Origin of the sequence: Rhizobium deserti, assembly GCF_004358025.1 — a bacterium.
GTDB lineage: Bacteria > Pseudomonadota > Alphaproteobacteria > Rhizobiales > Rhizobiaceae > Neorhizobium > Neorhizobium deserti.
This window is the reverse complement of sequence record NZ_SMTL01000001.1, coordinates 383,385-406,720: the sequence shown is the minus strand read 5'-3', so window position 1 is coordinate 406,720 and position 23,336 is coordinate 383,385. Positions and strand designations below refer to the sequence as shown.

Below are 23,336 nucleotides of genomic sequence, written 5' to 3'. Positions count from 1 at the left end.
GGCAGCGCCTGCGCATCCAGCCACTCGTACCGAAGTGGCCCCTGCAGCGCAAACGTTAGCGGCAAGGGCTTAAGTGGAGGAGCTTCATGAGCGAGCCAACTGCGGCGGCGCCGCACCACGATTATGAAAAAGTCCTGAGGGATAGTGCAGTCGAAGTTGCGTCCTTCGATACGGGCGACAAGTCGGTCGTACAGAAGTTCAGGAATTTCCTGCACTCCAGCCCGTCGGCAGTGTCGCTGATCGTGCTCGTCACGTCGCTGATCATCTTCGGCATTCTTCTCGGCGGCAAATTTTTCAACGCCTTTTCCTTGACGCTGATCCTGCAGCAGGTAGCGATCACGGGCATTGTCGGTGCGGCGCAGACCTTGGTGATCATGACGGCGGGTATCGATCTTTCCGTCGGCGCCATCATGGTCCTGTCCTCGGTTGTCATGGGACAGATGGTGTTTCGATATGGAGTACCCGTCGAAATCGCCATTCCTTGCGGCTTTGCTGTCGGCGCTCTGTGCGGCTTCATCAACGGCTTCCTCATAGCCCGCATGAAGCTGCCGCCCTTCATCGTGACGCTCGGCATGTGGCAGATCGTGCTGGCGAGCAATTTCCTGTATTCGGCGAACGAGACAATCCGCTCCCAGGAGATTGGCGCAACGGCGCCGCTTCTGCAGTTTCTCGGCAATAATTTCCGGCTGGGCGGAGCCGTCTTTACCTATGGCGTCGTTGCCATGGTGCTGCTGGTCGCGCTGCTGTGGTATGTCCTCAACCAGACGGCCTGGGGACGCCACCTTTATGCGGTTGGCGACGATCCCGATGCGGCAGAGCTTTCCGGCGTCAACGTCAAGCGCATGCTGGTTTCAGTTTACGTGCTGGCCGGCGTGATCTGCGCTCTTGCGGGCTGGGCGTCGATCGGCCGCAACGGCTCGGTCTCGCCAACGGTTGGACAGTTCGCCAATATCGAATCCATCACCGCAGTAGTGATCGGCGGCATATCGCTTTTCGGCGGACGCGGCTCGATCCTCGGAATGGTGTTCGGCGCGCTGATCGTCGGCGTCTTCTCATTCGGGCTTCGCATGCTGGGTACCGATGTGCAGTGGACCTATCTCCTTATCGGCGTGCTGATCATTCTCGCCGTCGCAGTGGATCAATGGATCAGAAAGGCAGCAAGCTGATGGCTATCGAACCAATCCTGACCGCTCGCGGCCTTGTAAAGCGCTACGGCCGTGTTACCGCACTCGATCACGCTGATTTCGATCTCTATCCGGGCGAAATCCTTGCCGTCATTGGAGACAACGGCGCCGGCAAGTCCTCCTTGATCAAGGCGATTTCGGGCGCCATCCGGCCCGACGAAGGCGAAATCCGCATGGAGGGCCGACCGATCCAGTTCGCCTCTCCCAACGACGCTCGTAAGGCGGGCATCGAGACGGTCTACCAGAACCTTGCGCTTTCGCCGGCCCTGTCGATCGCCGACAACATGTTCCTCGGGCGAGAAATCCGGGCACAGGGCTTCATGGGTAAGTTCCTGCGCAAGCTGGACCACGGTGCCATGGAGAAGATCGCCCGCGAAAAGCTCTCGGAACTCGGGCTGATGACCATCCAGAACATTAACCAGGCCGTTGAAACATTGTCCGGCGGCCAGCGGCAGGGCGTCGCAGTCGCCCGTGCTGCAGCCTTCGGATCACGGGTCATCATTCTCGATGAGCCGACGGCGGCGCTTGGTGTGAAGGAAAGCCGGCGCGTGCTGGAGCTCATTTCCGACGTCCGATCCCGAGGCATCCCGATCGTGCTAATTTCCCACAATATGCCGCATGTTTTCGAAGTCGCTGACCGGATCCACATCCACCGTTTGGGGAAAAGGCTGACGGTCATCGATCCGAAGCAGTATACCATGTCCGATGCCGTGGCACTGATGACCGGTGCCCGCTCGGTGGAGGCGGAAGCTGTTCCGGCATGAGCATGACGATCGATGACGTCTGCGACGGCATCCTGGGCAAGGCTGCCGATGCACGGCGCTTCCTGGTCGCCGTCGCCGGACCGCCTGGAGCCGGCAAATCCACCCTGGCTGATGCTCTGGCTCACCGGCTGGCAGCGCTTGGCGAAACTGCCGAAGTGCTGCCGATGGACGGCTTCCACATGGACAATCATGTTCTTGTGCAACGGGGGCTGCTTGCCCGCAAAGGGTCGCCGCAGACATTCGATCTGCGCGGCTTCATCGACATCTTGAGAGCTGTCAAGGCGGCCGAGGAAGAAGTCCTGGTACCGGTCTTCGATCGCGATCGGGAGCTCGCCATTGCTGCCGCGAGAGTGGTATTGCCGAGCCACCGCTTCATCGTCATCGAGGGCAATTACCTGCTTCTGCAGCAGGACAGGTGGGCGGAACTCAGGTCACTGTTCGATTACGCCGTCATGCTTTCGCCGCCGCTTGAGGAGCTGGAACGGCGGCTGATTGCCCGCTGGCACCATTACGGTCTGGCCGACGAGGCGCTGCGGACCAAGGTCTATGAGAACGACCTGCCGAATGTTCGACTGGTTCTGTCCAAGTCTGCAGGTGCAGATCTGGTGATGAACGACTGGGCCTTGGACCTTTGATGGTGCGCGCAGGTTGAACCGGTTGCTGCTTCGGAGCGGGCCGGATATTTTTTCCTTCTACGGTTTGCCAACAGGAGCCAGCATGCCGAACACCTTATTCAGCCTGGAAGGCAGGACTGCCCTGGTCACCGGCTCCTCGCGTGGTCTGGGAAGAGCTATTGCCAAAGGCCTGGCGGAAGCCGGGGCCTCGGTGATCCTCAATGGCATCGACAAACCAAGATGCGAAAGTGCTGCTTTGGAAATGGCTGAGGAAGGCTTGGCAGCGCGTGCCTTGCCCTTCGATGTAGCCGACGAGGCATCCGTTGTCTCAGCGTTTCGACAGATGGACGGGCAAAGTATAGAGGTCGATATCCTCGTTAACAATGCGGGCATCCAGCTTCGCAAACCAATCGTCGAACTGTCCGCCCAGGAATGGCAGACGGTGATCGATACCAATCTGACGAGCGCTTTCCTGGTCGGCCGCGAAGCCGCCAAGCGCATGCTGCCGCGCCGGCGCGGCAAGGTGGTTAATATCGGCTCGTTGATGAGTGGATTGGGACGTGCAACCGTCGCGCCCTATACGGCGGCAAAGGGGGGCATCAAGCTTCTGACGCAGGCCATGGCGGCGGAATGGGCGGCGGAAGGCATACAGGTCAATGCCATCGGACCTGGTTACATGATAACCGACATGAACCAAGCTCTTATCGACAATCCGCAGTTCAACGATTGGGTCAAGACAAGAGCGCCCGCGCGCCGTTGGGGAAAACCGGAGGAACTGGTGGGAGCTGCGGTTTTCCTTGCCTCCTCGGCCTCGGACTACGTCAATGGGCAGATCATCTACGTCGACGGCGGCATGAGCGCCGTCCTCTGAAAGCTAAAGCGCTATTCCTTCTCGTCCATGCAACGGTTTACTTTGTCGCCCCGGTGACTATCTTCGCATTGTGACCGGCCAGAGCTCGTTGAACTAGCCCAATGGATGCGCTTCACGCGGAGCACTATCGTTTATAGCGTAACAGTCGAGGACCGATAGGTGAGCCGATCCGAGTCAGACCTTGAAGCCTGTTCAAGGGAGCCGATTCATATTCCCGGAGCCATACAGCCTCATGGCGCGCTTGTCGTTCTGCGACCGGCCGATATGGCTGTGGTCCATGCAAGCCGCAATGCCTTGGAATTTTTCGGCGAGGAGGTTGCGATTGGTCGGCCTATAGGCGGTCGCTTGGCGCCGCTCGTGGCTGCCATCAGAGAGTGGTATGCATCGTCGGCGCCGGTCTTCCAGTCGAACTCCGTCGAAGGAGATCTCCAGTTCACGGCCCACAGGTCCGGGCACTCTATCATCCTCGAAGCGGAACGCGCAGATACAAGGCCACTGGAAGGCTTGTTCTCGCGCTTGAGAGGCTTTGTCGAGATCCTGTCGACTCGGCCGGATCCGAATGGATCTCTTCAAGCGGCGGCTGATTTCATCCGTGAGCTGACCGGTTTCGATCGCGTTCTGGTCTACCGCTTCGATCCCGATTGGAACGGCCATGTTGTGGCCGAGGCGGGAAACGGAAATCTGCCTTCTTATCTCGATCTTCGTTTTCCGGCCGCTGACATTCCTGCGCAGGCGAGGGCTCTTTACGCCTCCAACCGGGTCCGCATCATTCCCGACGCATATTATGAGCCCATTGCGATAGAACCGGCTAACGATCCGGAAACAGGCGAGCCGGTAGACCTGAGCCAGGCGCAGCTGCGCAGCGTATCGCCTGTCCATATCGAATATATGCGCAATATGGGCACTGCCGCTTCCATGTCCGTATCCGTGATGGTCGACGGCAGACTTTGGGGCCTGGTGTCCTGCCACAGTGCAAAGGCCCACACAGTTGCAGGCACAATCCGGGACGCCTGTGACTTCATCGTCCAGTCGCTTGCCATGCGCATCGCTGCGCAGGTTCACGGGGAGGACGCCGCCAACCGCGTCGAGCTTAGCCGTATTTCCGCCCGCCTTCTTGCATCCATGGCTGCAGCTTCCAGCTGGTCGGAGGGACTTGTACAAGCTCCTGAGGATCTTCTGGCGCAGGTCGGTGCTTCGGGTGCAGCAATCATCACCGAAGACAACTACGCTGCCGTTGGCGCGGTGCCGGCCGAACGAAACGTCAGGGCAATCCTGGAATGGCTGAAGACCAAAGAAGATCAGGATATCGTCAGCACGAATTCGCTAGCGGCGGAGTTTCCACAAGGCGAGGCTTTTGCGAGCGAGGCGAGCGGAATCATCGCAATTCGCATTTCCGAACTCTACGCCAGCTGGCTGATCTGGTTCCGACCTGAAGCGGTTCGTACGGTCCAGTGGGGTGGCAACCCGCACAAGATCGTGCGGGAGGAGGGGCGTATCCATCCTCGAAAATCTTTCGACGCCTGGCGCGAACAGGTCAGCCTACAAGCGGTGCCTTGGACCGAGGCACAGCTTTCCGCTGCGCGTGACCTGCGTGGTGCAATTGTCGGCATCGTTCTCCGCAAGGCCGAAGAACTTGCCGAGCTTTCCAGCGAGCTGCAACGCTCAAACAAGGAGCTGGAAGCTTTTTCTTACTCGGTGTCGCACGATCTGCGCGCGCCGTTCAGGCACATTGTCGGTTTTGCGCAATTGCTAAGGGAGCGCGAGAGCGAGCTCGATCCGAAATCCCGGCATTATCTAGAAACGATATCTGAATCGGCTCTTGCGGCCGGCCGGCTCGTTGATGATCTCCTCAGCTTCTCGCAGCTTGGCCGGGCAACGATTGTGAAGAAACAGGTCGACATGAATAAGCTTGTCGCCGAGGTCGTGAAAAGCGTCATGATCACCGCGTCGGACCGGGAGATCGAATGGTCGATCGACAAGCTGCCGGATGCCTGGGGCGATGCGACGCTTCTTCGTCAGGTCTGGTACAATCTGGTTGATAACGCCGTCAAATATACGCGGCCGCGGAGCCCAGCAAAGATCACGATCGAGGGATCCTTTGCTGACCAAATAACCTCGTTCAAGGTCACTGATAACGGTGTCGGCTTCGACATGGCTTATGCAAGCAAGCTGTTCGGCGTTTTCCAGCGTCTTCAGAGAGCGGAAGATTTTGAGGGTACCGGCATCGGGCTTGCTCTTGTGCGACGCATTCTAGATCGCCATAACGGCAGCATCACCGCAACGGGCGAAGTCGACAAGGGAGCTTCCTTTGTGTTCGCTTTGCCAAATCCTGAAAAGAAAGGTCGGGCATTTGCCTGAAATACGTCCCATACTCCTGGTGGAAGATAGCCCACGGGATCTCGAACTGACACTGGCGGCGCTCGAAAAGTGCCAGTTGGCCAATGAAATCATAGTCGCCCGCGATGGCGCCGAAGCCCTGGCCTACCTGTTTAGCGAAGGTGTGCATTCAGGCCGCGCAGAGGGGGATCCAAGCGTTGTGCTGCTTGATCTCAAGCTTCCGAAAATTGACGGACTTGAGGTGCTCGAACGTGTCAAAAAGGATGAAAGGCTTCGTCATATCCCGATCGTTATGCTGACTTCATCTCGCGAGGAGCAGGATCTGGTGCAGAGCTATGCTCTTGGCGTTAATGCTTTTGTAGTCAAACCCGTCGAGTTCAACGAATTCTTCAAAGCTATTCAGGATCTGGGCGTGTTCTGGGCTCTGCTCAACGAGGCGCCGCCGGGCTATCGAGGCCAAGGGGCAGTCTGAGCCGATGCAGAGAAAGCCGCGCATACTGCTGCTTGAGGACAGCTCGCTGGATGCGGAGCTGATCCGCGAACATCTTTCGCAAATGCAGCCGCAGCCGGAGATCCAGCGGGCCGAGAACCGGGCGGATTACTTGAAGGCGCTCGATGAGGGCGCCTTCGATCTCATCCTTTCCGATTTCTCGCTGCCCGATTTCGACGGTATGGCGGCTTTGGAATTGGCAAGCCAGCGAGTACCCAACATTCCCTTCATCTTTGTGTCCGGAGTTCTCGGCGAAGAGGTTGCAATCGAGTCCTTCCGGCATGGGGCGACGGACTATGTGCTGAAGCAGAGGCTGATCAGGCTGCCGACTGCTGTGGAGCGGGCGCTCGCTGAAGCGCGCGAGAAGGCTGAGCGCAGAAGGGTGCAGCACCAGAAGGAGTTGCTGGTGCGCGAACTCAGTCATCGCGTTAAAAACACTATGGCCATGGTTATGTCATTGGTGCGCCGCACCGCAAAAAACAGTGCCACCGTGGAAAGCTATTCGGACGACCTCTTAGGCCGTCTGCGTGCCATGGCCGATGCCCATGCGCTGCTGTTCGAGACGAATTGGGGACAGGCCGAGCTGTCTGAAGTTATTCGCCGCACTCTTCTTCCCTACGTCCAGGGCCGCAGCGACAAGTTCCGCGTTGAAGAAGGGCCGTCTGTCCAGCTCGACCCCAAGGCTGCCCTGGCGCTCAGCATGGTGATCAATGAACTGACGACCAATGCCGTCAAATACGGCGCTCTTTCCCATGAACCGGGCTATATCAAAGTCGGGTGGCAGCGGGACCTTCTGGAATCTGGAGATGTTGTGACCTTGCATTGGCAGGAAATGGATGGTCCAGCCGTTCAGCCACCGGATAAAGAAGGCTTTGGTACCACGCTCATCCAGCGCAGCATCCGATACGAGCTTCAGGGCGAGGCCAGGCTCGATTATGCGCAGAGTGGAGTGGTCTGCATTATTTCCTTTCCTCTTCCGACGCCTTCTGCCTGACTAAGTGGACAGGACCATCTCAAATTTTCATCAGGAGCGGGGAGCCCTTGAGTCTATGCGGAGGCAGCTTGTTTCTGCAGCTTGGCTTTTGCGAGTTCGACGATGTAGTCCGGATCGGCAGGCTTCTGAACCCAGTCACAGCCTTGGAAAAGCTCCGGCTCCCATCCATCGGGAAGGTCGCCTCCCGAATAAATAATAACCGGTACGGCCTGCTTTCTCAGAGCGCCCAGAACTGGCCGACAATCGCCATCACTGAGATGGAGATCAAGAATCACCAGGTCTGGAACATGGCTTTGGAGCCAGCTAGTAGCCTCGCGCTTTGACCGCAGTGTCAAGACGCGCTCGATCCCGAGGTCCCGGAAGCTTTCTTCCAGATCCAGCGAAATCAGCGGCTGATCTTCCAGCAGCAGTATCAACTTGTTTGATAGACAGATCAAAGCGATGGCCAATGCGAGCAATGGCTTACCTTAAACAATCTGCGGCTCGCTGTAGGCGTTCGTCCGATATCGTACTGAGGGCGCGCATCGGGTTGTCTATGCTTTTTTATGGCCATAGATGAATTTTACAAGTCAGCGGAGATCTCCCAGTAAGGCCCAATGCCGTGCTCCGCTTCAAGGATGAGCAATGGCTGAAGTGCGGCAAGATACGGTTCGGAATAATCTCCTCCGGCTGATGCCAGCTAACGTATTCGAGCAGATCAGACCGCATCTTGAGCATGTCCCGCTTTCGCGCGGGTTCGAGATGTCGGCCCCCCTTCAACAGCCCGCTCACGCTTATTTTCCCGAAGTTGGGATTGCCTCGATCGTTGCCGAATCGGCGGAAGGGCAGAAAGCTGAGATCGGCATATTCGGCCGCGACGGAATGACGCCGACCGCCTTGGTCCTCGATGCAAAGAAGGATCCTTATTCGACTTTCATGCAGGTGGAGGGGTATGGCTATCGCATGCCCGCTTCTTTGCTGACCGAGTTGATCCAGCGCGAACGGGAACTGCAGAACCTGCTTAACCGCTATGCACAAGCTATGGCAGTGCAGAGCGCATATACGTCACTTTCCAATGCGGTTCATCATATTGATGTCCGTTTGGCCAGGTGGATCTTGATGTGCCATGACAGGACGGATGGCGACGAAATCAGCCTAACCCACGAGTTCCTGTCGATCATGCTTGCGGTACGGCGGCCCAGTGTCACGACAGCCCTCCATGTCCTGGAAGGCCGCAAATTCATTTATTCCGAGCGCGGTGTCATCATTGTGAGGGATCGGGCGGCGCTTGAGGAGTTTGCCCGCGACGCCTATGGGAAATACGAGCAGGAATACGAACGGCTGATCGGCCCGATCGGCTGAACTCGCAACTCTGGTGTGGGGCCACGGTCGGCGACGACTTTGCGACCATCTTTTCCGCGTTCGGTCCGTGGAGGGTACGATTTCGTACGGCAACGTAAGGTGGGGCGGAGCCGTTGCTACTCCATTAAAGGAGGTGCCAGATGAACCAGATAGATACAGTCAGGACCCGATATTCTGGCGACGCGGTTCAACGGGGCGTCGAGGAGCAGATCCCAGCGCTTCGTCGCTTTGCCCGCCGCCTCGTTGGAAGCAATGAGGAAGTTGACGATCTGGTGCAGGAGACCGTCGCCCGGGCTCTCAATGCCGCTACCCAGTTTCAGCCAGGGACAGCCTTGAAGTCGTGGCTATTCACAATCATGCGCAACACCTTCTGCACGATCTACCGCGTCAGGCAGAGGGAACATGTGGGTATCGAAGACGCAATGGCGGCCCGCCTGTCGATTGCGCCGCCGCAGGAATGGGCGGTACGCCGCAACGAGATGCAGTCGGCTCTCGATCGGCTACCCGGGCAGGTTCGCGAGGCTCTTATGCTGATCGCGATAGGAACCAGCTATGACGAGACGGCCCGGATCTGTCAGTGTGAGGTGGGGACGGTGAAGAGCCGCGTCAACCGGGCACGCAAGGCGCTGACCGAACAGCTTGGCGACGTTTCGCTGCGCTAGCCAAATCGGGGCCTAAAGCCGTGTCAGGCCCGCTCCTCCCATAGTTTCGCCAGTTCCACCACCGTATTGACAGCTCTCTGCATGTCCTGACTGCTCACCCATTCCAGCGGCGAATGGAAGGCATGGCCACCGGCGAATATATTAGGGCATGGAAGCCCCATGTAAGACAGGCGGGAACCATCGGTGCCGCCGCGAATGCTGCCGCGCACGGGCGTCATGCCAGCGCGCCGAACCGCTTCCATGGCGTTTTCCACGACGTCCGGGTGCTGGTCCAGAACGAGTTTCATGTTGCGGTATTGCTGGGTTACCTTGAACGTGTAGCTAGAGCCGGGATAGCTGGTCATTACCTGGCGGGTGATCTCCTCGAGCATAGTCTTCTTGGCAGAAAGGCCCGCCTCGGTAAAGTCGCGGATAATGAAACTGACAGAGGCCTTTTCCATACTTCCGGAGATGCCAGTCGGATGGATGAAGCCGTCTTTGCCATGTGTCGTTTCGGGCGCCATCTCCTTCGGGAGGCGATCGACAATCGCTCCAGCAATACGGATAGAGTTCTCCATCTTTCCATAGGCAAAACCCGGATGGATGGCGACGCCGGTGATGGCGATGTCCACGGCGTCAGCGGAAAATGTCTCGTCCTCGATTGTGCCTGCTGTTTCGCCGTCGAGCGTATAGCCGAAGTCGGCTCCGAGCTTTTGAAGATCGACCTTTTCGACGCCACGGGCGATCTCTTCGTCCGGCGTGAACAGGATGCGGATGGCGCCATGCTTGATGTCAGGATTATCCATCAAAAACTGCGCGGCCGTGACGATCTCAGCCAGACCCGCCTTGTCATCGGCGCCCAGCAGCGTCGTGCCATCAGAGGTGATGATGTCATTGCCGATCTGGTCCTTGAGTGCCGGATGCTCGCTTTCCCTGATCACACGCTCGGCATGGCCCGGCAAACGGATGTCACCGCCCTGGTAATTGCGGATCACCTGCGGTTTGACGCCCGTACCGGAGAAATCCGGAGCCGTATCCATATGGGCGCAAAGGCATATGACCGGAACATTGTTCTTACCGGAATTCGACGGAATGGTCGCATAGACATAGCCGTATTCGTCGAGATGAGCATCCGTCAGGCCGATGGCCAGCAGTTCCTCGACCAGCAGGCGGCCAAGATCCTTCTGCTTTTCCGTGGACGGCTGGGTAGCAGACTTGGCATCGGACTGGGTGTCGATGACGACATAGCGGAGAAAACGATCGGTAACAGTATCGGCCATAAGGGAGGTTCCACGCCTGCTTCGGAAGCCGTGACTTTAACGGCCATGGCATGAGGCACAAGAGGCTCTGGCGCCAAGCGCGAACGAAAAGGTCCCGCCTTTTCAGGCGGGACCAGACAAAGCGCTAAGGCTTAGCTTCAATTACCTGAAGACGCTCGGCAGCCAGAGCGACAGTGCCGGGATGTAGGTGACCGCCATCAAAACCGCAACGCTGGCGCCGAAGAACGGCCATATGGTGCGCATTGCCTGCCGGATCGATATCCTGCCAACCGCGCAGGCGACGAAGAGTACGGTTCCCACCGGCGGCGTGTTGAGCCCTATGCCGGCATTCAGGATCATGATGACGCCGAAATGTACGGGGTCGATGCCGAAGGCCTTAACGACTGGGAGCAGAATCGGAGTCGCGATGATGACCATCGGCGCCATGTCCATGAACGTGCCGAGCACCAGCAGGATGACGTTGATCATCAGCAGCACGATGATTGGGTTGTCGGAAATGGCGCTGATTGCGGCGATGATCAGTGTCTGGACCTGAAGAAAGGCCATCAGCCAGCCAAAAGAGGCCGCTGTGCCGATGACGAGCAGAACCATGGCTGTTGTGCGCACGGCACCCATCACGGCCTCGACAAAGCCTTCCCAATTGAGCTCGCGATACACCAGCATGGCGACCAGAAAGGCGTAAAGAACGGCAATGCAGGAGCTTTCCGTTGCGGTGAATATGCCGGAGCGAACACCACCGAATATGATGCCGATCAGCAGGATGCCGGGCAGCGAGGCGAGAAAGTAATATCCGACGCGGGCCAGGCCCGGAAAGGCATCCGCCGGATAGCCGCGTTTCACGGCGACCCACCAGGCGGTGAACATCAGCGCGCCGGCCAGCAGCAGGCCGGGAATGATGCCGGCCGTGAAAAGGTCGGCGACGGAAACATTGCCGCCGGCTGCGATCGAGTAAAGGATCATGTTGTGCGAGGGAGGGATCATCAGGGCGATGATCGCCGCGTTGGCGGTGACGTTGACGGCATAATCCCTATCATAGCCGCGCGCCGCCATTTGCGGGATCATCAATCCACCAACGGCCGATGCGTCTGCGACGGCCGAGCCAGAAATTCCACCGAACAGGGTTGAGGCGACGACGTTGACCTGGCCAAGGCCACCGCGCATATGACCAACAAGGCCGGCTGCGAAGCGGATAAGCCGGGTGGCGATGCCGCCGCGCACCATCAAGTCGCCGGCGAAGATGAAGAAGGGGATCGCCATCATGGCGAAGACGTTCATGCCGGAGTTCAACTGCTGGAAGACGACGATCGGCGGAAGGCCGATATAGAGTACGGTTGCAAAGGACGATATGCCGAGGCAGAAGGCGATCGGCATGCCGATGATCATCAGCGTCGTGAATGAACCGAAAAGAATAGCGTAAGCCATTACGCAGCCTCCTGCACGAGCACGTCAGCAGCCACTTCAACGCCAATTATGACGTCAACAAAGCGCTCCAAGGCAAAAATCGAAATCATGGCGCCGCCAAAGATCATCGGGAAGAAGTCAGTGCCGCCCGGCCAACCAAGAACCGGTATTGTCGCCGACCAGGTGCCCATTGCGAGCAGCGTCGAATAATAGGCCATGCCGATGCCGAAGAGGATGATCAGGCCGAGACTGATGAGATCCATTGCCTTCTGAACGGCCGGCGGCATGACATAGCGGACGATGTCGAGTCCTAGATGCACGCTTTCGCGCACGCCGACAGCTGCGCCAAGCATAATGAACCAGGACATGAGATAAAGCGACAAAGGCTCTGACCAACTTGGCGAGTCGTTCAATACATAGCGGCCGAAGACCTGCCAGCCGACAATCAGCGTCATGGCGATGATGCCGATCCCCGCGATGTAAAGCATGAGGCGGCTGAGTCCGCCCAGAAAAGGCCTGATGGCCAGCATAAAATTTCTCAAGAATCTGTCCTCCGAGATCCGTAACGGGTCTCCCGCACCGGAAATGAAAACCGGCCCCCGATTGGGAGGGGCCGGATACTATGCCGGATCTACTTAGCGGCTTGGATCTGCTCCAGCAGAGCCTTCTGTTTCGGGTCGGTGACGAACTTGTCGTAGACCGGCTTCATCGCTGCGGCGAATTCATCTTTATTAACTTCGATGACTTTGGCACCGCTTGCGCGAACCTTCTCTTCGGAGCTTTTCTCACGAGCGGTCCACAGTTCGCGCATCTTCTTGACGGACTCCTTGGCTGTTTCGCGAACTGCCTTTTGGTCTTCCGGCGTCAGCTTGTCCCAGGAGATCTTGGACATGACCAGGATTTCTGGGTTCAGAGAGTGCTGAGTCAGGGTGTAGTTCTTCGCCACCTCATAGTGGCGAGCCGACTCGTATGATGGCCAGTTGTTTTCGGCACCGTCGACGACGCCGGTCTCAAGCGAAGAATAGACTTCGCCCATCGGCATGGGCGTCGGATTGGCGCCGAAGGCCTGCATCATGGCGATCCACAGGTCGGACTGCTGAACGCGGATTTTCATGCCCTTGAGGTCGGTGAGCTTGGTGATCGGCTTCTTGGTCGTATAGAAGGAGCGTGCACCGGAATCGTAATAGGCGAGGCCAACAAGGCCATGCGGCTCGAAGGCTTTGAGGATCTCGTCGCCGATCGGCCCGTCAACGACATTATGCATATGCTCCGTCGAGCGGAACAGGAAGGGAAGGCCGAGCACCGTCGTCTGAGGCACGAGATTGTTAAACGGTGCTGCGTTGACGCGGTTCATGTCGATGACGCCGAAGCGGGTCTGCTCGATCGTATCTTTTTCCTGGCCGAGCATGGAATTGTTCATGACCTGGATCTTGATCCGGCCATTGGTCCGCTGGGACAGCAATTCGCTCATGTATTTGACCGCTTCCACCGTCGGATAACCGTCCGGATGAATGTCCGCGGAGCGCAGGGTGATTTCCTGCGCATGTAGGGCTGTCGCGCTCAGTGCGAGGCCGAATGCGAGGCCGAGCATTTTGGTGATTTTCATGTTTTCCTCCTCATTGTATCCGCCGGAGCCTCCACGCCCCGGACAGACGGATTTAGTTGCTACCCGCCTTCCAGGCGGGTAGTCGATAAAGTTCTTCAGGATTTTTCACCAGAGCCAGATGGCGAGCCTGATCGTCCGGGAGCCATCCCAGCACCGTGTCGGTCAAGGCTGCGTCATCGGGATAATCGGCTTGCTCACGGGCAAGATTGTGCGGCCAGTTCGTGCCCCAGACGATACGTTCAGGCGCATAAACGGCAATGTCGCGGGCAACGGCTGCGACATCGGCATAATCCGGTCCGCCGGCTTTCGACGACTCGTAGACGCCGGCAAACTTGAACCAGCATTTTCCGCTGTCGATCAGCCGCTTGACGGCGTCGATTTGCGGACTGTCCGGCGTCACGCCGGCAAAGAATTTGCCGTGATGGTCGAAGACCCAGCGGGACTTCAGGTTCTTCAGGCGCTCTTCGTGGTCTAGTATGTTGCTGCCGTCGAACTGTACGGCCAGCATCCAGCCGAGCGAAGCTGCCTTGACATCCACCGCTTCAAGCTCGCTCAAGCCAACGGCGCCGCCAGGCAGATCCATGATGCGTGTGCCGACATTGCCGGCTGCAGCCAACTGTTCAAGTTCCGCATCCGTCGTCGCGCTGTCGATGACGCAGACGCCGCGGGCAAGGTCGCCCATTTCGGCCAGGCAGGCATTGAGATTGGAATTGTCGCGCTGGTGCGCATTGCCCTGGGTGATGATCACCCGGTCAATGCCGATCCACTTCATGAACTGCCGGTATTGGGCCGGATCAGGCAGGGAACCGACCGGCAGTCCGGGGCCGCCGGGCAGGGAAGGATAGCCTGGTAGATACATGTGCATCTGAGCATCGACCGCGCCCTCGGGCAGCTTGGTCTTCGGAGCGGTGCCGGAAAGGGTACGGGTCAGCATCAGATGTCTCCCATGCGGAATTCTTTGAGCGCGTCGCGGTTGATGTCGATTCCAAGGCCCGGGCCGTTGGGGATCTGTACCACGCCGCGCTCGTGTTCGATCGGCGTTTTGATCACCGCCTGACGGAAGGGGTTATGGGTGCGGTCGAATTCCAGAATGGGTTCGATCGGGTTGACCCGGACCGGGCTCGGGATCATCGCTGCCATGAATTGCAAGGCGGCTGCGATATGAACGGCGGTACCCCAGACATGCGGGACAACGCGCACACCGTGCAAGGCCGCCAGATCGGCGACCCGCTTGGCTTCGGTAAAACCGCCGACACCGGCAAGGTCGGGCTGGATGATATCTACGGCGCGGGTTTCAATCGGCTCGCGCATGCCCCAGCGGCTGTGCCAAGTTTCGCCACCGGCAACCGGGATGGGCTGGCGCGCCCGGACTTCGCGATAAGCTGACAGCTGTTCCGGAACGACCGGCTCTTCAAACCAGTCGATGTCGAAATCTGCGGCGGCCTTGCCGAGCTTGATCGCTTCCACGGCATCATAGCCGTGATTGGCATCGATCATCAGGCGCATGTCCGCACCCGCAGCTTCGCGCACGGCTTTTATGACTCGAAGGTCTTCCTCGATGCCGAAGCCGATCTTGATCTTGGTGGCGTGAAAGCCCTCGATGCGATAGCGGGCGATATCCGTAGCGTTGTCTTCAACCCGGTCGACGCCGTCGCGCTTGAAGCTGCCGGTGGCATAGGCTTTGACGCTTTCGCGAAAACGGCCTCCGAGCAGGATGGAGACGGGAACGCCGAAATGCTTGCCCTTGATGTCCCAGAGCGCGATGTCGATGCCGGAAAGGGCAGTCACCGCCAGACCGCGCTGGCCCTGGTCGCGCAGGGCATTATAGAGGCGCGCCCAGATCTTTTCGGTTTCAAGCGGATTTTCGCCGATCAGCCAGTTGGCATAGGTCGCGACAATGGCAGCGTTCGGGCGGGCCGGGCCAAGGCACTCGCCCCAGCCGATGGTTCCGTCCTCGCACTCGATCTCGACGAGCACATGCGCGCGCCGATCAAAGCGCATGGAAGCGCTTTCGAAGGCAACGTCGAGCCTGTGCTCCAGGAGATGGGTGCGGACGGAAGCAATCTTCATCGTGGTTACCGCTTATGGGAGCCAATCAGTTTCAGGAGCATTTCTTCTTCCTCCGCCGTCAGGTCGTCGAGCGGCGGGCGAACCTTGCCGGCATCGAAGCCCTGCAGGCGTACCCCAGCCTTGATGGCGGAAACGGCGTAGCCCTTGCGGCGGTTTCGGATCGCCATGAAGGGATAGAAGAAGTCCCGCAGGATCTCCTCGCAGCGGGCGCGGTTGCCGGCGCGGAGTGCTTTGTAGAATTCGACTGCCAGGCCAGGAACGAAATTGAACACCGCCGAGGAATAGGTGGTAAAGCCGGCACCGAGATAAGCTTCGGCAAACAGTTCGGCCGTCGGCATGCCGCCGAGATACATCAGGCGGTCGCCTATGCTGGCAGTTACCTGTCTGACAAGTCCAATTTCACCCGTACCGTCCTTGAAGCCGATCAGGTTCGGGCATTCGTCGCATAGCCGCTTGAGCGTATCGACAGAAAGAACTGAATTGTCACGGTTGTAGACCATGACACCAATGCCGACCGACTGGCAGATCTTCTTGACGTGCTGATATAGACCTTCCTGGGGCGCGTCGATCAGGTAATGCGGCAGCAGCAGGATGCCATCGGCGCCAGCCTTTTCGACCGATTTCGCGAGCTCGACGCCGACATGCGTGCCAAAGCCGCAACCGGATACGATTGCCGTCTTGCCGGAAGCTTCCTTTGCAGCCGAAACGATGCCGGGGATTTCATCGGGAGACAGCGAGAAGAATTCGCCTGTGCCGCCTGCAGCAAAGAGTACCGGAGCCTCGAAGCCCGACAGCCACTCGATGTGGCGGCGATAGCTTTCCGCCTGGAACTGGCCCTCGGCGTCAAAGTGGGTCACGGGAAAGGACAGCAGGCCCGCGCCAAGCGCAGACTTGATCTCTTCTGGCGTCATAATCGAAATTCCTCTCTAGATGTCTCCTCCAGACAAAATTGTCGTACAGGTGTGCTGCATATGAGTCAATAACTCATATTACAGATTTCTGATGTCGCGCAAAAGGCTGCGGTAGCGCAGCTGTGCGCCGCGCAAGTGGCGCCGCATGGCCTGCCGCGCGCCATCCTCGTCACCTTCGGAAATGGCAACGACAATGGCATTGTGCTCCTCGTCCAGCAGCTTGATATAAGCGGCTTGATCCGGTTCGGAATCATCGGGGCGCAAGGCGGCGCGAGGGATGAGGCTCTTGCCGATCATTGTCAAAAATTCTCTAAACCGAGGGTTATTCGTAGCCTCGGCGATGGACAAATGAAGCGCGAAGTCAGCCTCGCTGGTCGGTTGCGCCGCCTCGATTCCGGCCCGTACGGCATAATGTCGATCGAAAATCGCCTCTTCCTGCGCGGGCGAGCGGCGTAAGGCAGCTAGGCCTGCAGCTTCCACTTCCACGGCGGCTCTCAGCTCAAGAAGCTCAATCATCGAAGAAACCCGAGCTAGGTCGATGTTGTTCATCGACAGCATGACGGGCTTAGAGGCGCTCGCAGTGTCGAGCACGAAAACGCCGGCTCCCTGGCGCGCTTCCACCAGCCGGTCGGCGCGCAGGGCGGCGATGGCTTCACGAACCACGGTTCGGCTGACGCCATGGGCGGCGGTCAATTGTGCCTCGCTTGGTAGACGAGACCCCGGAGGATGGTCGCCTTTGGCGATGGCTTGCCTCAGCGTTTCGCTCAGCTGCGAGACCAGCGTGCCTGCCGGCTTGGTCGTTTCGAGCCTGCCCTCGGCGCTCATCTGCTTCTCCCTGTCAGGACCGTTTCAAGCCGATTCATCCTGCGGTAACCTGTTCAGCCATGGCCATATTGACCAAGCCTATAGCGCCAACATGTATGATAACTGCTCGCTGCTGTCACCAACAAGTTTCTCCTAGCGCATTTGCCGAACAGACGTTGCCCGAGCTTCAGGGCAGCATGAATAAGCGGCTGGCGGCGCATCACATTGGTTGAAAGCTGGTGAGCTTGTCACTAGTGTCCCGCGGCGTGCGTGGAAAATCAGGATTGCCGGTGACGAGAAAACTGAAATTCGCTCTTTTGCTGGCTCTGCTGACATGGCTATCTGCTCCCGTGCAGGCACAGCAGTGGAAGGCTCATGAGGAAACCAAGACCTATCCGATTGCAGGCAGTTCGGGGATAGAGCTTTATTCTTCGATCGGTGAAAGAGGGCCAAAGGCGGGACAGCATGTGCGTGCCATTGCTCATACGGATTTCCGGCTGACCTGGTCGCGCAAATATGATCCACAGCCCGATGGTTCATGCAAACTCGTCTCCGCTCGTCCAAAGCTGACAATCACCTACTTGCTTCCAAAGCCTGCCTCGCCTTTGCCACCCGAGCTCCAGAAGAAGTGGGCGACCTTTGTTGATGGGGTGCGGCGCCACGAACTGGTTCATGGAGAGCAGATCAAAGCCATGGTCGCGGAGATCGAGAGGGTGAGCGTCGGACTGACGGCTGCCTCGGATCCGAAGTGCACGAAGATCCGCGCCGATCTGACTTTGAAGCTCGGGGAAATATCGCGGGCGCGTCAGCGTGCCAGCCAGGACTTCGACAAGGTCGAACTGGGGGAGGGTGGCAATGTCCACCAGTTGATACTCAACCTGGTGAACGAACGTTGATCCGGGTTTCCAAGCCGCTCTCGACGCTGTTTTCCTTATCCAATTGAAGCCACGTATATAATGAGCCTATCTGTTTCCGCTGCCGATATCGACGATCAAGCGCTGCTTCAAGAACTGTGCCGATGGGTGGAAATAGAAACGCCTTCGCGCGATGTTGAGGCCGTCAACCGTCTTGCGGATCGGGTGGAGGAGATTGCCAAACAAGCCGGGTTCGACATCGAACGGCTGCCGGGCACGCTGGGTTTCGGCGATATTCTCGCAGTCCGTTCGCCAAGGCCAGCGGGCAGCAACGAGAAGAGTGTGCTGATCCTCGCTCATCTGGACACTGTGCATGCAGTCGGCGTGATCGGCGAGCAGCTTCGGCTCCGCCAGGAGGGTGACCGCTTCTATGGCCCAGGGATTTACGACATGAAATCGGGCGCGCTGATGGCGCTGGAGGCGATGAAGCTGGCGGTGGCACGAGGAACACGGATGCCGGTCGATCTAGTCTTCGTTCCAGACGAGGAAATGGGCAGCCTGTCCTCGCGGGCCTTCATGGAGGAACTCGCCAAGAATGCCGGCTACGCCTTAGTCGTTGAGCCGGCGCGGGATGGGGGCAAGGTTGTGACGTCCCGAAAGGGCGTCGCCATGTATGACATCGTCGTTCATGGCCGTGCCGCTCATGCGGGGGCACGGCCACAAGACGGACGGAGCGCCATCCGCGCTGCGGCCCGACTGGTGCTTGAACTCGAGGCGCTGAACGATGCGGATCGCGGCATCACGGTGACAGTCGGAACAATACAGGGCGGAACGGGACGCAATACGGTGCCTGCAGAATGTCGTATGCAGGTGGATGTCCGGGTGCCGGATGCAGCCACGGCCGAAGAGATAACGGCAAAGATCGAAGCAATGCGGCCGGTTGACCCCGATATCAGCTTTGACATCAGCGGCAAGATGAACAGGCCGCCTTTCGCTCAGTCTGAAGAAGGCATGCGACTTTTCGAGGTGGCAGCGGGCATTGCTGCCGATCTGGGCATCGCCCTTGAGGGCATGAGCACAGGGGGTGGGTCGGACGGCAATTTCACGGCAGCCCTTGGCGTGCCGACCCTAGACGGGCTTGGGGCCGATGGCGCCGGCCCGCATACGTTTCAGGAGCATATCTATGTCAGCAGTCTGGCGCCGCGCACTGCGCTTCTGGCAAACCTGATGATCTCGCTCGAGGCGCGATAGCGTCGATCTTGAGGCATTGTCGTCGGCTTGGCGTAAGCGCCAGCCTCAATCAAAAGTGAGTATCATGACGTCTGGCCTGCATCACATCACCGCAATTACCCGCAAGATCCAGGCCAATGTCGACTTTTATGTCGGTTTTCTTGGCTTGCGCCTTGTCAAGAGGACGGCAGGCTTCGAGGACGCCCGGCAGCTCCACCTCTTCTATGGCGACGGAGCGGCGACACCGGGGTCATTGATCACCTTTCTTGCCTGGGAAGACGGCTCGCTTGGGCGGGTCGGACATGGCGCGCCAAGCGAGATCGGCTTTGCCATCGCGCCAGAGGCAATCGGCTTCTGGCTGACACGCGCCCTGCAGTTCAACGTGAAGACAAGCGGCCCGGCTCAGGAATTCGGTGAGCCCGTGCTCCGGCTGACGGATCCCGACGGCATCATCGTCAAACTGGTCGGTGTCGAGGATAAAGGACCTTTTGTCTGGTGGAGCGGTGGCGGCATTGGCGAGGGCGACGCGATCCGCAGGCTGCATGGCGCCACCGTCCTTTCGGAAAAGGCGCATGAGACGGCGGACTTTCTTATCCGCCACTTGGGCCTTTCTTTCGGTCCTCAGGCCGGCAATATCCAGCGTCTTCTATCCGAAGCCGGCGATGTCATCGATGTCCGAGACGCGACCGGTTTCTGGACCGCAGCGCCAGGTACCGGGACTATCGACCACATCGCATTCCGGGCGACCGACCAAGCTCAGGTCGATAGCGTCCATGCGAACCTGCAGGCAGATGTCGCCGGCGAAATGAATGTGCATGACAGGCATTACTTCTACTCTCTTTATGTCCGCGAACCCGGAGGCTCGCTGATCGAGCTCGCTTCCGACGGGCCTGGATTTGCACTCGACGAGCCGCTTGAAAAACTGGGCAGTCAGCTTTTCATTCCGCAACATTTCAAAGCGGATCATGAGGATCTGAAGGTGATGCTGCCGCAGTTCGGGCTCCCTGGTGAAGAGCGAACCACCTATCGCGATCTCGACTTCGTGCACCGTATCCATGTGGCGGACGAGCCGGACGGATCGACGCTGGTCCTGCTGCATGGCTCGGGCGGCAGCGAGGCGGACCTTTTGCCGCTTGCGCGCAAGGTTGCGCCGAATGCCATGCTTATCGGCGTGCGGGGGCGCTCTACCGAGGAGGGGGTGGCCCGCTTCTTCCGCCGGTTCAGCATGATGAATTTTGATCAGCAGGATATCGCGGCAGAAGCACGTGCCTTTGCCGCCTTCGCCGCTGACTTGGTGTCGGCCTATGGAGTCGATCCGGAGCGGACGATATTTCTCGGCAATTCCAATGGCGCCAACATGCTCGGTGCCGTCATGCAACTGCATCCCGGCGTCATCCAAAAGGCGGTCTTGTTGCGGCCGATGAATGTGCTCGAAGATCATCCGCAACCGGATCTCTCTGGCACGAAGATCCTGTCCGTCAGCGGCAGCGACGACCTTTATGCATCCTATGCAACAGAATTGGAGCACCGGCTTCTCTCCTCTGGAGCAGAGGTGACGGTAAGGAAGATCGAAGCCGGGCATGCGCTGGTGCCAGCGGACCAGGAGATCATCATCGACTGGCTGATGGGCTCGTGAGACGCTAGGACGATCGTAATTCCGTATCCGCCCAATTCGACACGGCCCAGCGGGGATTGTTGGACACATTCAGCACGGTCTCGCGTGCCACGGTAATGAAACCCCATTCCGCCACGTTGATCATCGGCAGGTCAGTCGCGACGATCTTCTGGAACTGCTTGTAAAGCTGCGTGCGTGCCGTGGCGTCCACGGTCTCGGCAGCTTTGGCAATAATGCCGTCCAGCTCATCGTTCTTATAGCTGCCCTGGTTGGAAAAGGGGACGCCAGCCGGGATGCCCGACTGGACGAGGATGGTCGTCGAAATAGCTGGGTCGCTGCGAAAGACTGGGGGGCCGACGGCAAGATCGAAATCATGATCGGTGTAGACGGCCTTTTGATGAGCAGCGACATCGGCATTGACCAGTTGGACGTCAATTCCGACCGCCGCAAGTGCCCGTCTCAGGTAATAGCCGAACTGCTTTGTCTCGTTGAAATACGGTGCCGGGCGGAGCTTCAGCGAAAACCGGGTGCCGTCGGCACCTAGGGGATAGCCGGCTTCGTCCAGCAAGGCGTTAGCTCTGGCCGTGTTGAATGCGTAAGTCGGCACATCTGCTTCGTAGAATTCAGCAGCATGTCTGGGGACAGGACCGGTGGATGCGGCGGCGTAGCCTAGAAAGATCGTGTCGACCACGAACTGCTTGTTGATCGCATGCGCAATTGCCCGGCGTACCCGCACATCCGCCAGTTCCTTTCGGCGGTGGTTGATCTCGACTACAAGCTGGTAAGTGAGCCCCTCATAGCCTCTGGAGATAACCTTGATACCGGGCAGCTTCGACATCCGGTCAAGCTCGCCGAGAGGGATGGCCGAGAAGGCCGCGAGTTGAATTTCTTCGGCTTCAAGCGCAGCACCGGCCGCCGCACGATCGGCGAGAATGCGGAATATTATTTCATCGAGCTTCGGCCTGTCCTTCTCCCAGTATACGGAGTTCTTTGTCAGCCTGTAATATTCACCCGGTTTGTATTCGGCAAACTTGAATGGTCCTGTGCCAATGGGATGCAGATTGGCGGGATTGCTCGCAACATCCGTGCCGTCATAAACGTGCTTGGGAACGACGCTGCTGACGACGGGGAGCGCATTGCGGATCAACTGCAGTGGCGTCGGCTTCGAAAACCGGAAGATGGCCGTGGTGGGATCCGGCGTATCGACCGCTTCAAGATTGGCGAACACAAGACGTCCGAGATTCTGCAGCGGCTTCCAGATCTTGAGAGCAGAGAAGGCGACATCCTGCGAGGTGAACGGCTCTCCGTCGTGCCATTTCACTCCGTCACGCAGCTTGAACGTGATCGAGCGGCCATCATCCGATCCTTCCCAGTTCAGGGCCAGACGCGGCACGAGGCCGTTCTGCCCCTCGAAGGATGCTTCGGCAAGCGGTTCGATGACTTTGCTGGCGATAAAGAAGACGCCGTTCGAGGCAACCATGGCAGGATTGAGGTTCTTCGGTTCCGAATCCGCCGCCACAATCAACCGACCACCGAAGGCGGCATTCTGTGCACGAGCCAACCTCACGAAAGAACCCGAGGCGGCCAGAGCACCAGCCGTCTGCAAAAGGATCCGGCGCGATAGGCGTTGGGTCACGGTGATTCTCCTGCATGGGCGTTCGGCGCGATATTGTCAGCGAAATTGCCGATCGCACAGACAGGAATTTCTTCCATATGCTTAATTATCAGACTGTTGTCTGGAAGTGGTGAGAGAATAAACAGATATGTTGTGCCGACTGGCCGCGCCACCCGTTGTGCAAGAAGATGAGCGGGCAACTATTGCAGCTGTTCGCATCTGCTTGCTGCCGAACCTCCCGCCATGGGGAGTTTTTGGCCTGCTCTTCACTCCCTACACCGACATATCGCCGGTGGCGGGAAAAGAAAGAAGAGATTCCACGGCAGCCGAACCGGGCGATGGTATTGGCATGCTGCAGAACCAAAAGGAGACACGTGCGGCTGAAGCTTGCCGGCTGGGCGAGTGGGCAATATGAGCCGAAATGGCATGACTGCCGTCGCTTGCCTTCCGCTGCGGCATAACAGCTTGTGGATCTTATCGCATGAAACGTTGAGCGCGCTTGAATTTGGCTCGTTTGCAAAACGAGACGATGAACAGTGTTCGAGCCAACCTTTCCATTGCGGCTTATGCGAAGCGACCGGAGCATGATCAAAATCGAGCGCTTTCGAACTGCTAATTGCGCCGCCGGGAGCTTTTGCTATCAAGCAAGAGCGAGCGGGTGGCTCGCTGTTGAAGATTGCGGCGCATCAATGAACGCAGCAGACTTGCCGGGGG

The 23,336-nt window shown here is 58.5% G+C and carries 22 protein-coding genes; 12 read left to right on the top strand and 10 right to left on the bottom strand.

Annotation, left to right across the window (positions count from 1 at the left end):
• Nucleotides 1-86 precede the first annotated feature (86 nt).
• The 7 genes from E2F50_RS02015 to E2F50_RS01985 all read left to right on the top strand — a co-directional run bounded on the left by E2F50_RS02015 (nucleotide 87) and on the right by E2F50_RS01985 (nucleotide 7,254).
• Entirely contained in the window at nucleotides 87-1,166 is a 1,080-nt protein-coding gene (locus E2F50_RS02015) for an ABC transporter permease (protein WP_133314391.1), read from the top strand.
• Complete coding sequence (locus tag E2F50_RS02010) at nucleotides 1,166-1,948, top strand: ATP-binding cassette domain-containing protein (RefSeq protein WP_133314390.1); 783 nt, start codon at nucleotides 1,166-1,168, stop codon at nucleotides 1,946-1,948. Before E2F50_RS02015 ends, E2F50_RS02010 begins: the two co-directional genes overlap by 1 nt.
• Nucleotides 1,945-2,583: a nucleoside triphosphate hydrolase gene (locus tag E2F50_RS02005; protein ID WP_133314389.1), complete on the top strand. Its 639-nt coding sequence runs from the start codon at nucleotides 1,945-1,947 to the stop codon at nucleotides 2,581-2,583. Before E2F50_RS02010 ends, E2F50_RS02005 begins: the two co-directional genes overlap by 4 nt.
• Before the next feature lie 82 nt (nucleotides 2,584-2,665).
• Nucleotides 2,666-3,433: an SDR family oxidoreductase gene (locus E2F50_RS02000; protein WP_133314388.1), complete on the top strand. Its 768-nt coding sequence runs from the start codon at nucleotides 2,666-2,668 to the stop codon at nucleotides 3,431-3,433.
• Between the two features lie 159 nt (nucleotides 3,434-3,592).
• Nucleotides 3,593-5,791, top strand: a complete 2,199-nt coding sequence (locus tag E2F50_RS01995) for an ATP-binding protein (RefSeq protein WP_133314387.1) — start codon at nucleotides 3,593-3,595, stop codon at nucleotides 5,789-5,791.
• Nucleotides 5,784-6,242 (top strand): response regulator, encoded by a 459-nt coding sequence (locus E2F50_RS01990; RefSeq protein WP_133314386.1) that lies wholly within the window; start codon nucleotides 5,784-5,786, stop codon nucleotides 6,240-6,242. Before E2F50_RS01995 ends, E2F50_RS01990 begins: the two co-directional genes overlap by 8 nt.
• Nucleotides 6,243-6,246: 4 nt before the next feature.
• A complete protein-coding gene (locus E2F50_RS01985; protein ID WP_133314385.1) occupies nucleotides 6,247-7,254 on the top strand; it encodes a sensor histidine kinase in 1,008 nt (335 codons plus the stop codon).
• Nucleotides 7,255-7,307: 53 nt separating this feature from the next.
• Here E2F50_RS01985 and E2F50_RS01980 read toward each other — a convergent pair whose 3' ends face one another.
• Nucleotides 7,308-7,703, bottom strand: a complete 396-nt coding sequence (locus E2F50_RS01980) for a response regulator (RefSeq protein WP_161973952.1) — start codon at nucleotides 7,701-7,703, stop codon at nucleotides 7,308-7,310.
• A 175-nt stretch (nucleotides 7,704-7,878) separates the two neighbouring features.
• Here E2F50_RS01980 and E2F50_RS01975 point away from each other — a divergent pair, with 175 nt between their 5' ends.
• Both E2F50_RS01975 and E2F50_RS01970 read left to right on the top strand, forming a co-directional pair.
• Nucleotides 7,879-8,595, top strand: coding sequence for a Crp/Fnr family transcriptional regulator (locus E2F50_RS01975; protein WP_133314383.1), 717 nt, complete (start codon nucleotides 7,879-7,881; stop codon nucleotides 8,593-8,595).
• A gap of 140 nt (nucleotides 8,596-8,735) precedes the next feature.
• Complete coding sequence (locus tag E2F50_RS01970; RefSeq protein ID WP_133314382.1) at nucleotides 8,736-9,257, top strand: sigma-70 family RNA polymerase sigma factor; 522 nt, start codon at nucleotides 8,736-8,738, stop codon at nucleotides 9,255-9,257.
• A gap of 23 nt (nucleotides 9,258-9,280) precedes the next feature.
• On the opposite strand, the gene pepT is transcribed toward E2F50_RS01970, so the two are convergent.
• The 8 genes from pepT to E2F50_RS01930 form a co-directional block, all read right to left on the bottom strand.
• The gene (gene pepT, locus E2F50_RS01965; protein ID WP_133314381.1) at nucleotides 9,281-10,516 is read right to left on the bottom strand and encodes a peptidase T; all 1,236 of its coding nucleotides are present in this window, start codon (nucleotides 10,514-10,516) and stop codon (nucleotides 9,281-9,283) included.
• 141 nt (nucleotides 10,517-10,657) lie between these two features.
• Nucleotides 10,658-11,938 (bottom strand): TRAP transporter large permease, encoded by a 1,281-nt coding sequence (locus tag E2F50_RS01960; protein ID WP_133314380.1) that lies wholly within the window; start codon nucleotides 11,936-11,938, stop codon nucleotides 10,658-10,660.
• Nucleotides 11,938-12,459, bottom strand: a complete 522-nt coding sequence (locus E2F50_RS01955) for a TRAP transporter small permease (protein WP_133314379.1) — start codon at nucleotides 12,457-12,459, stop codon at nucleotides 11,938-11,940. Before E2F50_RS01955 ends, E2F50_RS01960 begins: the two co-directional genes overlap by 1 nt.
• Nucleotides 12,460-12,548: 89 nt before the next feature.
• Nucleotides 12,549-13,523, bottom strand: coding sequence for a TRAP transporter substrate-binding protein (locus E2F50_RS01950; RefSeq protein ID WP_133314378.1), 975 nt, complete (start codon nucleotides 13,521-13,523; stop codon nucleotides 12,549-12,551).
• A gap of 52 nt (nucleotides 13,524-13,575) precedes the next feature.
• The gene (locus E2F50_RS01945; RefSeq protein ID WP_133314377.1) at nucleotides 13,576-14,457 is read right to left on the bottom strand and encodes an amidohydrolase family protein; all 882 of its coding nucleotides are present in this window, start codon (nucleotides 14,455-14,457) and stop codon (nucleotides 13,576-13,578) included.
• Nucleotides 14,457-15,593 (bottom strand): mandelate racemase/muconate lactonizing enzyme family protein, encoded by a 1,137-nt coding sequence (locus tag E2F50_RS01940; RefSeq protein ID WP_133314376.1) that lies wholly within the window; start codon nucleotides 15,591-15,593, stop codon nucleotides 14,457-14,459. The genes E2F50_RS01945 and E2F50_RS01940 overlap by 1 nt, the downstream gene beginning before the upstream one ends.
• Before the next feature lie 5 nt (nucleotides 15,594-15,598).
• Nucleotides 15,599-16,504 carry a 5-dehydro-4-deoxyglucarate dehydratase gene (kdgD, locus tag E2F50_RS01935; protein ID WP_133314375.1) on the bottom strand — a complete coding sequence of 302 codons (906 nt, stop codon included), beginning with the start codon at nucleotides 16,502-16,504 and terminating at the stop codon, nucleotides 15,599-15,601.
• Between the two features lie 78 nt (nucleotides 16,505-16,582).
• Complete coding sequence (locus E2F50_RS01930; RefSeq protein WP_133314374.1) at nucleotides 16,583-17,329, bottom strand: FadR/GntR family transcriptional regulator; 747 nt, start codon at nucleotides 17,327-17,329, stop codon at nucleotides 16,583-16,585.
• A 269-nt stretch (nucleotides 17,330-17,598) separates the two neighbouring features.
• On the opposite strand from E2F50_RS01930, the gene E2F50_RS01925 reads away from it, so the two are divergent.
• From E2F50_RS01925 to E2F50_RS01915, 3 genes are all read left to right on the top strand, one after another.
• Nucleotides 17,599-18,204 (top strand): DUF922 domain-containing Zn-dependent protease, encoded by a 606-nt coding sequence (locus E2F50_RS01925; protein ID WP_161973950.1) that lies wholly within the window; start codon nucleotides 17,599-17,601, stop codon nucleotides 18,202-18,204.
• 60 nt (nucleotides 18,205-18,264) lie between these two features.
• The gene (locus tag E2F50_RS01920) at nucleotides 18,265-19,413 is read left to right on the top strand and encodes a M20 family metallopeptidase (protein WP_133314373.1); all 1,149 of its coding nucleotides are present in this window, start codon (nucleotides 18,265-18,267) and stop codon (nucleotides 19,411-19,413) included.
• Nucleotides 19,414-19,477: 64 nt separating this feature from the next.
• On the top strand, nucleotides 19,478-21,028 hold the full coding sequence (locus tag E2F50_RS01915) for a VOC family protein (protein WP_133314372.1): 1,551 nt from the start codon (nucleotides 19,478-19,480) through the stop codon (nucleotides 21,026-21,028).
• A gap of 4 nt (nucleotides 21,029-21,032) precedes the next feature.
• On the opposite strand, the gene E2F50_RS01910 is transcribed toward E2F50_RS01915, so the two are convergent.
• The gene (locus E2F50_RS01910) at nucleotides 21,033-22,643 is read right to left on the bottom strand and encodes an ABC transporter substrate-binding protein (protein WP_425375344.1); all 1,611 of its coding nucleotides are present in this window, start codon (nucleotides 22,641-22,643) and stop codon (nucleotides 21,033-21,035) included.
• Between the last annotated feature and the right edge of the window lie 693 nt (nucleotides 22,644-23,336).

Excerpts from the sequence above, each read along its gene's own strand:
- kdgD (WP_133314375.1), bottom strand. The coding sequence starts at position 16,504 with ATGACGCCAGAAGAGATCAAGTCTGCGCTTGGCGCGGGCCTGCTGTCC.
- E2F50_RS01950 (WP_133314378.1), bottom strand. The coding sequence starts at position 13,523 with ATGAAAATCACCAAAATGCTCGGCCTCGCATTCGGCCTCGCACTGAGC.
- E2F50_RS01975 (WP_133314383.1), top strand. The coding sequence starts at position 7,879 with ATGGCTGAAGTGCGGCAAGATACGGTTCGGAATAATCTCCTCCGGCTG.
- E2F50_RS01915 (WP_133314372.1), top strand. The coding sequence starts at position 19,478 with ATGACGTCTGGCCTGCATCACATCACCGCAATTACCCGCAAGATCCAG.
- E2F50_RS02005 (WP_133314389.1), top strand. The coding sequence starts at position 1,945 with ATGAGCATGACGATCGATGACGTCTGCGACGGCATCCTGGGCAAGGCT.
- E2F50_RS02000 (WP_133314388.1), top strand. The coding sequence starts at position 2,666 with ATGCCGAACACCTTATTCAGCCTGGAAGGCAGGACTGCCCTGGTCACC.
- E2F50_RS01970 (WP_133314382.1), top strand. The coding sequence starts at position 8,736 with ATGAACCAGATAGATACAGTCAGGACCCGATATTCTGGCGACGCGGTT.
- E2F50_RS02010 (WP_133314390.1), top strand. The coding sequence starts at position 1,166 with ATGGCTATCGAACCAATCCTGACCGCTCGCGGCCTTGTAAAGCGCTAC.
- E2F50_RS01930 (WP_133314374.1), bottom strand. The coding sequence starts at position 17,329 with ATGAGCGCCGAGGGCAGGCTCGAAACGACCAAGCCGGCAGGCACGCTG.
- E2F50_RS01985 (WP_133314385.1), top strand. The coding sequence starts at position 6,247 with ATGCAGAGAAAGCCGCGCATACTGCTGCTTGAGGACAGCTCGCTGGAT.
- E2F50_RS02015 (WP_133314391.1), top strand. The coding sequence starts at position 87 with ATGAGCGAGCCAACTGCGGCGGCGCCGCACCACGATTATGAAAAAGTC.
- E2F50_RS01920 (WP_133314373.1), top strand. The coding sequence starts at position 18,265 with ATGAGCCTATCTGTTTCCGCTGCCGATATCGACGATCAAGCGCTGCTT.
- pepT (WP_133314381.1), bottom strand. The coding sequence starts at position 10,516 with ATGGCCGATACTGTTACCGATCGTTTTCTCCGCTATGTCGTCATCGAC.
- E2F50_RS01945 (WP_133314377.1), bottom strand. The coding sequence starts at position 14,457 with ATGCTGACCCGTACCCTTTCCGGCACCGCTCCGAAGACCAAGCTGCCC.
- E2F50_RS01960 (WP_133314380.1), bottom strand. The coding sequence starts at position 11,938 with ATGGCTTACGCTATTCTTTTCGGTTCATTCACGACGCTGATGATCATC.
- E2F50_RS01940 (WP_133314376.1), bottom strand. The coding sequence starts at position 15,593 with ATGAAGATTGCTTCCGTCCGCACCCATCTCCTGGAGCACAGGCTCGAC.